Source organism: Propioniciclava soli, assembly GCF_038502305.1.
Classification (GTDB): domain Bacteria; phylum Actinomycetota; class Actinomycetes; order Propionibacteriales; family Propionibacteriaceae; genus Propioniciclava; species Propioniciclava soli.
In genome coordinates, this window is sequence record NZ_CP115965.1 from 2,183,914 (window position 1) to 2,197,642 (window position 13,729).

A 13,729-nucleotide genomic window follows, 5' to 3' on the forward strand; every position below is an offset into this window, starting at 1 on the left:
GACGCCCCAACCTAGTGCCGGCTCTCCACCCGGCGCCGGATCTCAGGCCCGTGCCCCGCCACCGCCCCGTGCCGCCCCGGTCGTCCGGGCGACCATCGCGTCCAGCGCCTCCCGCCCGGGCAGATTCGTGGGCCGGATGACGGCACCGGTGGGCACGTCGTGGAACACGGCGTCGACCTCGGCGACGTCCACGCCGGTGATCTCCGCCCAGGCGAGCCGGTAGACCGCGAGCTGCAGCGGGTCGGCGCCGGCCGCATGGCCGGTCTTCCAGTCCACCACGCAGGCGCGGCCGTGCTCGTCGAACACCGCGTCGATCCGGCCCCGCACCACCTGTCCACCGAGGAACAACGCGAAGGGCACCTCGGTCGCGATCGGCGTCGCGTCCGCGTACGGACCCTCCTCGAACGCCGCGATCAGCGCCGCCAGGTCCGCATCGGTGTCGGCCTCGTCGTCCGGGGCGTCGACCAGCAGGCTCGCCGCGGTCGCGAAACGGCGCTCCAGCCACGCGTGGAACCGCTCGCCCGTCCGGGCCGCCGGGCGCGGGGGCCGCGGCATGGGGCGGTTCACCTGCTCAAGGTACGCCGGGGCGTCGCGTCCCAGCGCGATCAGGGCCGTGGCGGACAGGTACGGCGGCCAGACCGTGCCCCCGCCGCGGCGCCGCGCGCGTGCCTCTGCGAGCAGGACGTCCGCGGCCGCGTCCCACGTCGCCACCTGCGCCGCCTCGTCCAGGGGGAGCGGCTCGTCCTCGGGCATGCGCGCACCGGAAGAACTCTCGGCGCGGTACCGCGCCACCGCTTCGGCCGCCCGCAGCCGCCGGGCGCGGGACTCCGGGTCGAGCGCGACGGGCCACCCCACCGCCCGGGCCTGACCGGCGAGCGGGTTCTCCGCCGACACCTCTCGATGGTCGACCTCGGTGGCGAAGCGCTCCAGCACGCGGAGATAGGGCGAGTGCGCCCGGGCGCGGAGCAGGTCGGTCCAGGCGTGCGTCGTCGCCACCAAGTGCTGCCGGGCGCGGGTGACGGCCACGTACGCCAGCCGGTCATCGGCCCTGCGCGCCTCGGCCTTCAACGCCTCGGCGTAGTCCTTCGCCGCGGCATCGCTCATCTCGGACACCTGGGCGATGTTGGCGGCATCCCCCCGGAGGTCGGCGGGCAACACGGCGGCGTTCTTCAACCAGTTGCCCTGCACCCGGTCGGACGGGAACACCTTGTCGGCGAGGGCCGGAAGGAACACCAGCTCCCACTCCAACCCCTTGGCGCGGTGAATGGTGAGCAGCTTGACCGAGTTGTCCGCGGTCGGCACCGCCTGCTCCAGCCCGACGCCCCTCTCCTCCTCCGCGCGCAGCCAACCCAGCAGGCCGACCAGCGAGCCGTCGCCGTCGATGTCGGCATAGCCCGCGACCTGCGCCACGAAGGCGTCCAGCTGCCGCAACCCGTCCGGCCCCCGCAGCCCACACTCCACCTCCAGCCCCAGCGTGGCGATGACGCGGCGCACCAGATCCGTCACCGGGGCGTCCGCCCGCGCGCGCAACGACGCGAGCTCGGCTGCCGCGGTCGCGAGGCGGCGGCGCCCGTCCTGCGAATACGGGCCGTCGCCGAGATCGGCGAGCGCCTCGGCCAGGCTCGGCGCCCGGGCCGAGGTGGTCTGGTCGATGATCGCGGCGATCTCCTCGGCGGCCGATGCGTCGTCGTCCGGACGGTCGGCCCCCGCGAGGTCGCGCGCCCGGCGGCCCAGCACGGCGAGATCCGCCGGCCCGATCGCCCACCGGGGGCCGGTCAGCAAGCGGATGACGTCGGGGTTGGCGGTCGCGTCGGCCAGGACGCGCAGCGTGGCCACCACGTCGGCCACCTCCGGCACCTGGAGCAGCCCGTCCAGGCCCACGATCTCGACCGGGACGTCCCGGGCGGCGAGCGCCGCGTACAGGGGCCGGATGTGGGCGTTGCGCCGGGCGAGGACCGCGATGTCGGACCAGCGCCGCACCAGGCCGGCGTCGACGGCCCCGGCGATCCGGTCGACGACCCAGTCGACCTCGTCCGGCCACGTGTCGAACGAGGCCACCGCGATGTCCCCGGGCGGGGTGCCCTCGGGGGCGACGAGGTCGACGTCGATGCCGTCCCACTGCAGCTCCTCATCGGCGCGCAGCGGGGCGGCGAGGGCGTTGGCGGCGTCCAGGATCGTCTGGCCCGAACGGCGGTTGACCGTGAGGGCATACCGGGTGGCGGGGGTGCCGTCGGCCCGCGGGAACTGCTCGGCGAAGGTGATGATGTTGGCCGCCGCGGCCCCGCGCCAGCCGTAGATGGCCTGGCACGGGTCACCGACGGCCGTCACGGGGTGGCCGCCGCCGAACAGCTCCGCCAGCAGCTGGGACTGCGCGCTGGAGGTGTCCTGGTACTCGTCGAGCAGCACCACGGCGAACTGGGATCGCAGTGCCTCGCCGACGGCGGGAACGGCGCGCGCCAGCCGGGCGGCCACCCCCATCTGGTCGGCGAACTCCACCGCGCCGAGCGAGCGCTTCAGGTGCTGGTAGTCGTCCACCAGCCCCGCCAGTTCGACCCGTTCGGCGGCCATGGACGCCGCCGTCCGCATCGAGGCGTAGAGCTCCTTGCGCCGCGACATCGGCGAGCCCGCGACGCCCGCGGCAACGTCCTCGGCGTGCTCGAGGAGGGCACCGGTCGGGACGAGGTGGGCGGACAGCTCACCGTCCAACCCCAGGACGCGCTCGGTCACGCTGTCGGGCCGCAGGCGTGCGACGTGCCGGAAGGGGCCGGGCGCGGCGGAGACCGCCCGTGACGCCAGCCGGAACCGGGCCGCACCGGTGATGAGCCGGGCCTCCCCCTCCACCCCGATCCGCAGGCCGTGGTCGGCCACCAGCCGGGCTGCGAAGGCGTCGTAGGTCATGATGAGCTGCTCGCCGGCGTCGTCCAGTCCCTCGGCGTCGACCACCTGGGCGCGGGCGAGCGCGGCGCGGACGCGGCCGCTCAGCTCGGCGGCCGCCTTGCGCGTGAAGGTCAGGCCCAACACCTCCTCGGGCCGCACCCGGCCGGAACCGACGAGCCACACGACGCGCGCCGCCATTACCGTCGTCTTGCCCGAGCCCGCGCCAGCGATGATGACGCCGGGTTCCAGCGGCGCGGCGATGGCGGCGAGCTGCTGCTCCGAGAACGGGATGCCGAGCGCCTCGCTCACCTCGGCCGGGTCGGTGAAGCGCCTCATGCGATCACCTGGCCGCTGCGTGCCGGGCAGCTGGACCGCACGGGGCAGTAGGTGCAGTGCTCCCCCGCCTGGGCGTCGAACCGCCCCGCCTCGAGCACCGCACACGCCCGGGCCACCTGGTGGTGGACCCAGGTGGGGTGCGCCAGCTCCTCGGGGTCGTCGGTCAGGTGCGGTTTCTCGGTCAGCGACGGCTGGCGGAACTCCTTGGGCCACCCCTCGCCGTCCTCCACCCGCAGGTACACCAGGCTCGCCCCCGCGCTCGTGGTGCCGGCGTCGCGGAAGCCGCCCGCCTCGATGGCGAGCTGGTAGACCCCGATCTGGGGCGTCACCTCGGCGGCCTTCTGCGTCGGCGCGGAACGGCCGGTCTTGAAGTCGACCACCTTCAGCGCACCGTCGGAGCGCCGCTCCAATCGGTCGACCGCGCCGACGAGCTGCACCGGGCGGCCGTTCACCGTCACGTCGGCCGAGAACGGCACCTCGACGCCCACGAGGTCGGCGTGGTCGTGGCCGGCCTGCCAGTTGAGGAACCGCCGCACGGCGGCGTCCGCCTCGGCCCGCTCGGACGCCGACAGCCACGCGGCCGGGAACGGGATGGACGCCCACACGGCGTCCAGCGCGGCCGCGACGTCGTCGGGCGCGAGCTCGCCGGACGCCGCCCGCTCGGCCACGGCGTGGATCACGGAGCCGAGGATCGTGCGGATCTCCCGCGGGGGCTCGGCGCGCGCCTCGCGGCTCAGGAAGTACTTGCGCGGGCACGTGAGCAGCGACTCCACCTGGCTGGGGCTGAGCCGGATGGGCCCCTCCCGCGCCGGGGCCACGGTGCTCGTGGGCTCGTGGACGCCCCACCACCGCGCCGGATCGGCGTCCGGCGCCAGGGCGAACCCCTCGTCATCGGTCGCGTCGGCCAGCACCGCCAGGCGCGCTGCCGCGGCCTCGCGCAGGGCCGGGGACGCCGCGTCGTCCTGCGCGGTGCGGCGCAGCTCGGCCACCAGCTGCCGCAGGGTGTGGAGCGCGGGCGGCGTGGACACCAGGTGGCGGGGTGCGACGCCGAGCTCCGCGAGGAACCGCGAGGGGCGGTCCTCCTCGCCCTCGGTGCCCTCCACGGCCGTCACGATGAGGCGGCCCTCCGCGCGCGAGCACGCGAGCAGGAACAGCCGGCGCTCGGTGGCCACGAGATCGCGCGTCGTCAGCCCCAGGGCCAGCTCGGGCCCCGCCGCGGACGCCCCCAGCCGCTGCGGGTCGAACACCGAGCCCCGCCGCCGCACGTCCGGCCAGATCCCCTCCTGCACCCCGGCCACGACCACGAGCGACCAGTGGCGCCCCTTCGCGCGGTGGGCGGTCAGCAACCGGACGCCGCGCCCCCCGACCGCCGACTCCCGCTGGGAGTCCGCCGGGATCTGCTGCTGGGCGACCTCGGCGGCGAACCAGGAGACCCCGGGCCGCCCTCCGGGCCCCTGTGAGGTGCGGGCGAGGTCGAAGAGCGCGCACACGGCGTCCAGGTCGTGGTGGGCGCGGGCCGAGGCGTCGCCGCCACGGACGGCGTCCGCGCGCAGCCGCTCGGGCCAACCGGTGCCCGACCACAGTTCCCACAACACGGCCTCGGGTCGCTGCTCTCGGGCCACCAGCGCGGTGGCCCGGGCCAGCAGGTCCCGGCGCGCGGCGAGCTCCTCGTCGGCCTCGGGCACCGCCCGCACCCCGGCGAGCGCCTCGGCCACCAGCGTCTCGGTGGGCGTGCCGGCGGCGGCCGGGTCGGCCGCCCGCAGCCGGCGGCCGACCGCGCGCAACCCCACCGCGTCGTACCCGCCCCACCCCGAGAGCAGCAGCCGGGTCGCCTGGTCGCCGTCGGGCAGGCCGCCCGCCCCGGCGACCTCCAGGCCGAGCAGCAGCGGACGCACGGCCAGCTCGGAGGCCAGGCCGATCTCGTCACCCGCGACCTCGACCGGGATGCCGGCGTCGATGAGGGCTCGCGCCAGCGGGGGCAGCTGGGTTCGGCCGGCGCGCACCAGAACGGCCATGTCGCCCCACGGCACCTGGTCGTCGAGGTGCGCGGCGCGGAGCTCGGCCGCCAGGTGGCGGGCGTGGGTGGCCTCGTCGGGGAAGGTCATCACCTCCACCCGCCCGGCACCACCCCCGGTGACCCCGCGATAGGCCGCCAACGCCTCGCGCTCGACGGCGGGGGCACCCAACCGGCGGGCCACCGCGGCGCAGGCGGCCACCTGGGCGGGCGGCCGGCGGTGGGCGTGCGGCAGCGTCACGACGCGGGCCGCCGGGAAGAGGCGAACGAACTCGGCCGTGGCCCGCGGGTGGGCGCCACGGAACCGGTAGATGGCGGTGTCGGGATCGGCCAGGGCCACGACGGGCACGGCGTCACCGGCCAGCGCGCGCACCAGGCCGATCTGCGCGGCGTCCAGCTCGCACCAGTCGTCGACGAGCACGGCGGCGTACTCGGCGCGCACGGCCTCCAGCACGCCCTCCTGCTCCAGCAGCAGGCGGGCGCGGTGGACGAGCTCGGCGTAGTCGATGACCCCCTCCGCGTCCAGCACGTCGAGGTACTCCCCCATGAACGCCCCGACGGCCGCCCAGCCGAACTCGCCGGACGCCGCGCCGGCACCCGACAGGTCCTCCGGATCCAGCCCCAGCTGCCGTGCCCGGGCGAGGACGGCGCGCACCTGCTGGGCGAAGGCGCGCGTGCCCAGGGCCGCGTCCAGCTCACCGGGCCACGGGGCGGGGCTGCCGCGGAGCAGTTCGCGGATGCGGAACTCCTGCTCGGGCGCGGTGAGCAGCCCGGGGCCGGCGTCGTCGGGGGCGGCGAAGCGCGCCACGAGCGTGAGGCAGAGCGCGTGCACGGTCATGACCTGCGGGGCGAGCGTCGTCCGGCCCGCGGCCCGCACGATCCGGTCCCGCAGCTCCGAGGCCGCCTGCCGGGTCAACGCCAGCACCAGCGCCGGCCGCTCCGCCGCGCGGATGCGGCCCGCCACGGCCTCCACGAGCAGCGTCGTCTTGCCCGTGCCGGCCGCACCCAGCACGAGCACCGGACCGGTTGGCTGGGCCATCGGGTTGCTCACGCCTGCCATCCCACCACACGCCCCTGACAGTTTCCGCGCGCCCCCGCCCGTAGGCTGCCCCCATGGCGGACGTGATGACCGAGGTGGACGGCCAGACCCTCAAACTGAGCAACCTCGACAAGGTGCTCTACCCGTCGGGATTCACCAAGGGTGAGGTGATCGCCTACTACCACGCCGTCGCGCCGACCATGCTCCGCCACCTGGCCGGACGCCCCGTCACGCGCATCCGCTTCCCCAACGGCACGCAGGCCGCGTCGTTCTTCGAGAAGAACGTGCCCGCGGGCACGCCCGACTGGGTGCACGTGCACCACGTCGACGGCCACCGCGAGGACATCGACTACCCGGTGGTCGACTCGCTCGCCTCGCTCGTGTGGCTGGCCAACCTTGCCGCGCTCGAACTCCACACCCACCAGTGGCGGGTGGCCCCGGGGGCGACCACCACCGAGCTCACCGACGCGCTGCCGGTCGACCAGCTCGTCGTCGACCTCGACCCCGGGCCCGGCGTCACGATGCCCCTGATCGCCACGGCGGCGCTGCTGGTGGCCGGCGAACTCGGCGCCGACGGCCTCGCCTGCGTCGTCAAGACCTCGGGCAGCAAGGGCCTGCAGGTGTACGCCGCCCTGGAACCCGCGCCGGCGGGGGCCGTCATCGCCTATGCCCGGGCCCTCGGGACGCGGCTGGCGTCCGCCCACCCCGAACTGTTCCTGACCGAGATCGCGAAGGCTGCCCGGCCCGGAAAGATCCTCGTGGACGTCAACCAGAACCTGGCCGGCCGGACGACCGTGTGCGCCTACTCCCTGCGCGCGAAGGACGCCCCCACCGTCTCCACGCCGCTGAGCTGGGACGAGGTCGAGGACGCCACCGACGGGGCACCGCTGCGCTTCGAGGCCCGCGACGCCCTGGCCCGGATCGACGAGCGCGGCGACCTGTTCGCGCCCTTGCTGGACGGGCCCCGCGGAACCCTGCCCGGCTGACCCACCCACCCCCGCCGCGCCCCGCCGTTCGCCGCGGGCGAAGCGGGGCAGAACTGTCCCGGGCCGCGGCTAAGGTGGCGCTCGAGCTTAAGGAGGGCCCATGGAGGTCAAGGTCGGAATCAGCCACGTCCAGCGCGAGGTCTCGTTGGAGACGAAGGCCACCGCGGCCTCCGTGGAGGAGGCCCTGGGGGTCGCGCTGAAGGACAACGGTGTGTTCACGCTCACCGACGACAAGGGGCGGAAGGTGCTCATCCCGGCGGCACAGATCGCCTACGTCGACCTTGGCTCCGAGCACGCCCGCCCGGTGGGGTTCGGCGCCGTCAGCGCCTGACACGGTAGGATGGCTCAGGCGCGCACACCCGCGCGCCCCCGCCACCGTGCGTGCCCCGAGTGAGAGCACCGCGTGCGGCGGTGTTCGTGCCGGCCCACGCCGGTGAAGAGTGAGGCACTGAACTGAGCGAGAGCGCCCTGCCCCAGGCAGAGACCCAGACGACCTTCGACGAGTTGGGCGTCCGGCCCGAGATCGTCGAATCACTGGCCCTGAAGGGCATCATCCACCCCTTCCCCATCCAGTCGATGTCCATCCCCATCGCCCTGGCGGGCACCGACATGATCGGTCAGGCCCGCACCGGCACCGGCAAGACGCTGGCCTTCGGTGTGTCGCTGCTGCAGCGGGTCGCCGTCCCCACCGACGAGGCCTACGCCGACCTCGAGCACCCGGGCAAGCCCCAGGCGCTGGTGATGACGCCGACCCGTGAGCTGGCCCTCCAGATCGCCGACGACCTCGCGGACGCCTCGCAGGTGCGCAAGGCCCGCATCCTCACCGTGTACGGCGGTGTGGGGTACGAGCCGCAGCTGGATGCGCTGGCGTCCGGCGTGGACGTCGTGGTGGGTACGCCCGGCCGGCTCCTCGACCTGGCCAGCCGGCGCTCCCTCGACCTCTCGCACGTCCGCGTGCTGGTGCTCGACGAGGCCGACGAAATGCTCGACCTCGGCTTCCTGCCCGACGTGGAGCGGCTGATCGCGCGGACGCCGGCCTCGCGCCAGACGCTGCTCTTCTCCGCAACCATGCCGTCGGCCATCGCCGGCCTGGCGCGCATGCACATGAGCCAGCCGGTGAACATCCGCGCCGAGGCGCACGACGCGAAGGCGACCGTGCCGGACACGACCCAGTTCGTGTACCAGGCGCACGACCTCGACAAGCCGGAGATCGTCGGACGCATCCTGCAGGCCGACCACGCCGGCAAGGTGATGATCTTCACCCGGACGAAGCGCGCCGCGCAGCGCCTGGCCGATGACCTGGAGGAGCGCGGGTTCGCCGCGACGTCGATCCACGGCGACCTGTCGCAGGTGCTGCGCGAGAAGGCGCTGACCCGGTTCCGGGAGGACCGCGTCAAGGTGCTCGTCGCCACCGATGTCGCCGCGCGCGGCATCGACGTGGCCGACATCACCCACGTGATCAACTACGAGTGCCCCGACGACGACAAGACCTACGTGCACCGCATCGGACGCACCGGCCGCGCCGGCGCGAAGGGCGTCGCCGTGACGTTCGTGGACTGGGCCGACGTGACCCGCTGGAAGGTCATCAACAAGGCGCTGGAGCTCGACTTCCCGGAGCCCCAGGAGACCTACTCCACGAGCGAGCACCTGTTCACGGATCTCCACATTCCCGAGGGGACGAAGGGACGCCTGCGCGACGCGAAGCCCCGCGAGCCGCGCGACGAGAAGCCCCGCGAGCGCAAGCCCCGCGAGGAGCGCGCGCCGCGCGAGCGCAGCCGCCGCCGCACGCGCAACGGCCGCCCCGTGGACGCGGGTGAGGCCCCCGCGGCAACGCCCGCCGTGGCCCAGGCCGATGCGCCTGACGCCTCCGCGTCCTCTGCCCCGACCGGCGGGGCTGGCGAGGCCGCCGCCCCGGCAGCGAGTGCGGGGCGTGAGGGCGCCCCGCGCCGGCGTCGTCGTGGTGGCCGCGGCCGTAGCCGCGGTGGCGAGTCGTCCGGCGCCGAGGCCGCTGCCCCGACGGAGTGACGTCGACACCGTGAGCCCGACGCAGTGACCCGGTTCAGAACCGGTCGGGCTCCTCGGCGTTGAACACCAGTTTGGCGCCGTCGGCGGTCTCCACGACCAGGCGGTCGAACCCGCCGGCTCGGCCCGGCACCACCCGCACCGTGTGGTCCTCGAACAGCCGCCCGACCTGGGTCGCCGGATCCACCGAGCGTCGCTTCTTGGTCTGGCGCAGCCAGCGGCGGCCCTGGGCCACGACGCCGAGAACCAGACCGTGACGCGCGTAGAGGGCGACCTCCTCGCCGGACGGCGTGACCCCGTAGTCGAGGCGCACGGTGTCCACCAGCGTCCCGAAACCGAACGGCACCCGCTGGCGGGCGAGGGGCTCGCGTCCGCTCGTGGCCACGACGACGGCGGCGGCCCGATCGGCCTCCGCCTCGGCGTGGGCCCACCAATCGGCCGGCACGACCACCTCGGCGAAGCCCGGGAGGGCCCCGGCCCGCGCGCGGAGCGTGGCCACGACCCGTTCGGTCTCGGCCTCGGTGAAGCCGGCCAGCACGTCCTGGTCGACCGGGTCGTCGGCCTCGCCCCGCACGGCGACGACCGCAGCGTCGCGCCCCTCGATGCGCCCGGTGCCCAGCGCCAGCACGTCCGACCAGGGACGCCGACGCCCCAGCATGGCGTAGCCCGCCGAACTCACCTGCACGATGCCGGACGCGACCGCCTCCGCGGCGAGCACCACGGCCATGGCCAGCAACGACACCACGATCACGGCCAGCACGATGCTCGGCACGTTCGGGGCGCGCACGGCGTCCGCCACGGCCGCCACCGCGGCGGCGCCGAACCCGAACACGGCCACGGCGCTCCACACCGCGCGCCGGGTGGTGGCGGTGCTGATGAGCCACTCCGCCTCGGTTGCCACCGACGTCGCCATCAGTACGCCATCCCCATCGCCTCGCGCACCTCGCCCAACGTGGCGTCGGCGATGGCGTTGGCCCGCGCATTGCCCTCGCGGAGCACGGCCATGACGTGGTCGGGGGCGGCCTCGAGTTCGGCGCGCCGCGCCCGGATGGGGGCGAGGGTCTCGTTCAACACCTCGATGAGGTACTTCTTGAGTCCCCCGCCGCCTCCGTTGCCGATCTCGGCGGCGATGTCACCCGGGTCGCGACCCGTGCACAGGCCGGCGATCGTCAGGAGGTTCGCCACCTCGGGGCGGCCCGCGGGGTCGTAGGTGATGAAGCGGTCGGAATCCGTCACCGCGCGCTTGAGCACCTTGGCTGTCTCGTCGGCGGTCATCCGCAACTCGACGGTGTTGCCCCGGCTCTTGCTCATCTTCGTGCCGTCCGTGCCGAGAACCAGGGAGCCCGACGAGAGCAGCGCCTCCGCCTGCGGGAAGACGGGTGTGTCCGCCTGAATACGCCCGTATCGCTCGTCGAAGCGCCGGGCCACCACCCGAGTCTGCTCCAGGTGCGGCAGTTGGTCCTTGCCGACGGGCACGAGGTTGGCCTTGCAGAACAGGATGTCGGCGGCCTGGTGGACGGGGTAGGTGAGCAGCAGCCCCGACATGGGCCGGCCGCCCGTGGCCTCGTGCTCGGCCTTGACGGTGGGGTTGCGGTACAGCTCGGAGTCGGTCACGAGCGACAGGAACGGCAGCATCAGCTGGTTCAGCGCCGGCACCTGGCTGTGGGCGAAGATGGTGGTCCGGGCCGGGTCGATGCCGATCGACAGGTAGTCGGTCACAAGCGACTGCACCCGCTCGCGCAGCGGGCCGGTGCCGTCCCGGTCGGCGATCACCTGGTAGTCGGCCACCAGGATGAGGGTTTCGACGCCCGCCTCCTGCAACCGCAGCCGGTTCATCAACGAGCCGAAGTAGTGGCCGATGTGGAGGTGCCCGGTGGGCCGATCCCCGGTGAGCATCCGGAAGCCCGATGGGTCCTTCGCGATCTGCTCCTCGATGGCGCGGCTGCGCTGCTCGGAGCGCCGCAGGGACGCCTCCGACGTCGAGGACGCCAGCGCGTCGGCCGCGGCGTCCGCCTGATGGGCGTCCTGGGTCGCGTCCTCGGTGGTGTCCTGAGTGGTGTCCGTCGTGGTGACCTGGTCGGTCATGGAAGGTCTCCTGTTCTGGAAGTCCCGCGAGCATGCGAAACGGCCGCCCGCTGGACGGCCGTCGTGCAAGGTCGATCAAGCAGCCGTCATCACGGCTGCCACGCACCCCGCTGCTTCATGACAGCCACCCTACCGGGTCGCCTCACAACACGAGGGCCGCAACCCACCCGGCGAGCAGGAGCGGGATATTGTAGTGCAGAAACGTCGGGATCACCGTGTCGCGCACATGGTCGTGCTGCCCGTCGGCCGCGAGCCCCGCGGTGGGCCCCAGCGTCGAGTCGGACGCCGGCGACCCGGCGTCGCCGAGCGCCCCCGCGGTGCCGATGAGCGCCACCGTGGCCAGCGGCGAGAACCCCAGGGTGAGGCAGAGCGGCACGTAGATCGTCGTGATGATGGGGAGCGTCGAGAACGACGACCCGATGCCCATCGTGACCAGCAGGCCCACGAGCAGCATCGCGAACGCCGCCATCGCCTTGTTGTCGCCGAACACCTGGGCGGTGGCCGTGACGAGGGGCTCGACCTGCCCGGAATCCTGCATCACCTGCGCGAAGCCCTGGGCGGCGATCATGATGAACCCGATCATCGCCATCATCTGGATGCCGCGGTTGAAGACCGAACCCGACTCGCCCCAACGCACCACCCCGGTGGCCAGGAACACCGCGAAGCCAACGAGCGCCCCCAGCAGCAGGGAGTCCGCCACGATCTGGATCACCAGCGCCAGCACCACGGCCACCAGCGCCACCGCGATGCGGTACCCGCTGACGGGGCCCACGGCGGGGGTGTCCTCCTCCCCCGCGACCGGCAGGTCGGCATAGGCCCGGGGCCGCCGGTAGGTGACGAAGACCGCCACGAGTAGGCCCGCCACCATGCCGAGGGCGGGGATGCCCATGGCCTGGAGGATGTTGATCCCCGTCGTGTCGAGCCCGGCCTGGGAGATGTTGCCGAGCAGGATCTCGTTGAGGAAAACGTTGCCGAAGCCGTAGGGCAGGTACATGTAGGTCGTGACGAGGCCGAACGTCAGGATGCACGCCACCGCGCGGCGGTCGATCCCGAACCGGTTGAACGCCACCAGCAGCGGGGGGATCAGCAGCGGGATGAACGCGATGTGGATCGGCACGACGTTCTGGCTCATCACCGCGGCGGCGAGCACCACGCCCAGCAGGCCCCACTTCAGCCACCGCGTGCGTCGGACGCCGGCGTCCGGACCCGCCTGCCGGGTCACCCAGCCCGCGAACGCCTGCGGCAGACCCGAGTGGGCGATCGCCACGGCGAACGCGCCGAGCACGGCGTAGCTGAGCGCGATCGATGCGCCGTTGGCGATGCCGGCCGTGAACGACTCCATGGTCGCAGCCAGCCCCAGGCCGGCCAGCAGGCCGCCGACGATGGCGCCGATGATCAGCGCCATCACGACGTGGACTCGTGCGAAGGCGAGCACGAGCATGAGCAGGACGGCGAGCACGACAGCGTTCATGCGGGGCTCCAGATTCGTGGATCGGGGCAGGGACGGAGGGGTAGGTTCACGGGCGTCCGCCCCGCGACCGGATGCGGCGCACCACCTCGGCGTACGTCTCCTCGGGCGTCGTCTCCACGCCGAGGGGGTTCCGGGTCTTGCCCAGGCCGTGGTAGTCGCTGGAGCCGGTGGCCAGGAGCCCCAGGCCGGACGCCAACGTCCGCAACGCGGCGCGGGTCTCGGCGTCGTGATCGGGGTGGTCCACCTCGACGCCGTCGAGCCGGTGCTCGTAGGCCAGCTCGGTGAGGTAGGGCGCGGGCAGGTCGGCGCGCCGGCCGCGTCCCCACGGATGGGCGAGCACGGCGACACCGCGAGCGCCGTGCACCAGGTCGATCGCGGTCGTCAACGGCGTGCTGTACCGGTCGACGTAGGCCGGCCCGCCCTCGTACAAGAACAGCTCGAACGCCTCGTCACGGCCTGACACGTACCCCTTCGCCACGAGGGCGTCGGCCAGGTGGGGCCGGCCCAGGGAGGCCCCGCCCGCCTGGGCCAGCACGTCGTCCACGGTGAGCGGCATGCCGAGCTCGGTGAGCTTCGCGACCATGGCCGGCACCCGGTCTGAACGCCCCACCCGCACCCGTGCGAGCTCGTCGAGCAGCGCATGATCGTGCGGATCGCAGCCGTAGCCCAGCAGATGGACCGACTTGCCGCCCAGCTGGGTGGACATCTCCAGGCCGCCCAGCACCTCCACGCCGACGGACTGCCCCGCCAGCTTCGCCTCGCGCAACCCGTCGAAGGTGTCGTGGTCGGTCAGCGCGATGGCGCCCAGCCCGGCCTCGGCCGCCTTGCGCACCAGCTGGGTGGGGGTGTCCGTGCCGTCGGAGACCAGCGAATGCGTGTGGAGGTCGATGCGCATGCCC

The 13,729-nt window shown here is 73.8% G+C and carries 9 protein-coding genes; 3 read left to right on the plus strand and 6 right to left on the minus strand.

Features of this window, described 5'->3' with window-relative positions; genetic code table 11:
- Positions 1–42: 42 nt before the first annotated feature.
- Entirely contained in the window at positions 43–3,213 is a 3,171-nt protein-coding gene (locus PCC79_RS09825; RefSeq protein ID WP_342371713.1) for an ATP-dependent DNA helicase, read from the minus strand.
- Complete coding sequence (locus tag PCC79_RS09830) at positions 3,210–6,278, minus strand: ATP-dependent DNA helicase (RefSeq protein WP_342371714.1); 3,069 nt, start codon at positions 6,276–6,278, stop codon at positions 3,210–3,212. The genes PCC79_RS09825 and PCC79_RS09830 overlap by 4 nt, the downstream gene beginning before the upstream one ends.
- Before the next feature lie 62 nt (positions 6,279–6,340).
- Here PCC79_RS09830 and ligD point away from each other — a divergent pair, with 62 nt between their 5' ends.
- The 3 genes from ligD to PCC79_RS09845 all read left to right on the plus strand — a co-directional run bounded on the left by ligD (position 6,341) and on the right by PCC79_RS09845 (position 9,277).
- Positions 6,341–7,252, plus strand: a complete 912-nt coding sequence (gene ligD / locus PCC79_RS09835; RefSeq protein ID WP_342371715.1) for a non-homologous end-joining DNA ligase — start codon at positions 6,341–6,343, stop codon at positions 7,250–7,252.
- 100 nt (positions 7,253–7,352) lie between these two features.
- Positions 7,353–7,583, plus strand: coding sequence for a DUF3107 domain-containing protein (locus PCC79_RS09840; protein ID WP_232547692.1), 231 nt, complete (start codon positions 7,353–7,355; stop codon positions 7,581–7,583).
- Between the two features lie 122 nt (positions 7,584–7,705).
- The gene (locus PCC79_RS09845; RefSeq protein ID WP_342373613.1) at positions 7,706–9,277 is read left to right on the plus strand and encodes a DEAD/DEAH box helicase; all 1,572 of its coding nucleotides are present in this window, start codon (positions 7,706–7,708) and stop codon (positions 9,275–9,277) included.
- Positions 9,278–9,311: 34 nt separating this feature from the next.
- Here PCC79_RS09845 and PCC79_RS09850 read toward each other — a convergent pair whose 3' ends face one another.
- The 4 genes from PCC79_RS09850 to PCC79_RS09865 form a co-directional block, all read right to left on the minus strand.
- Positions 9,312–10,187, minus strand: a complete 876-nt coding sequence (locus PCC79_RS09850) for a hypothetical protein (protein WP_342371716.1) — start codon at positions 10,185–10,187, stop codon at positions 9,312–9,314.
- Positions 10,187–11,359: a tryptophan--tRNA ligase gene (gene trpS / locus PCC79_RS09855; RefSeq protein WP_232547690.1), complete on the minus strand. Its 1,173-nt coding sequence runs from the start codon at positions 11,357–11,359 to the stop codon at positions 10,187–10,189. Before trpS ends, PCC79_RS09850 begins: the two co-directional genes overlap by 1 nt.
- 142 nt (positions 11,360–11,501) lie before the next feature.
- Positions 11,502–12,830 carry a Na+/H+ antiporter family protein gene (locus tag PCC79_RS09860; RefSeq protein WP_232547689.1) on the minus strand — a complete coding sequence of 443 codons (1,329 nt, stop codon included), beginning with the start codon at positions 12,828–12,830 and terminating at the stop codon, positions 11,502–11,504.
- A gap of 46 nt (positions 12,831–12,876) precedes the next feature.
- Complete coding sequence (locus tag PCC79_RS09865) at positions 12,877–13,725, minus strand: PHP domain-containing protein (RefSeq protein WP_232547688.1); 849 nt, start codon at positions 13,723–13,725, stop codon at positions 12,877–12,879.
- Positions 13,726–13,729: the final 4 nt, after the last annotated feature.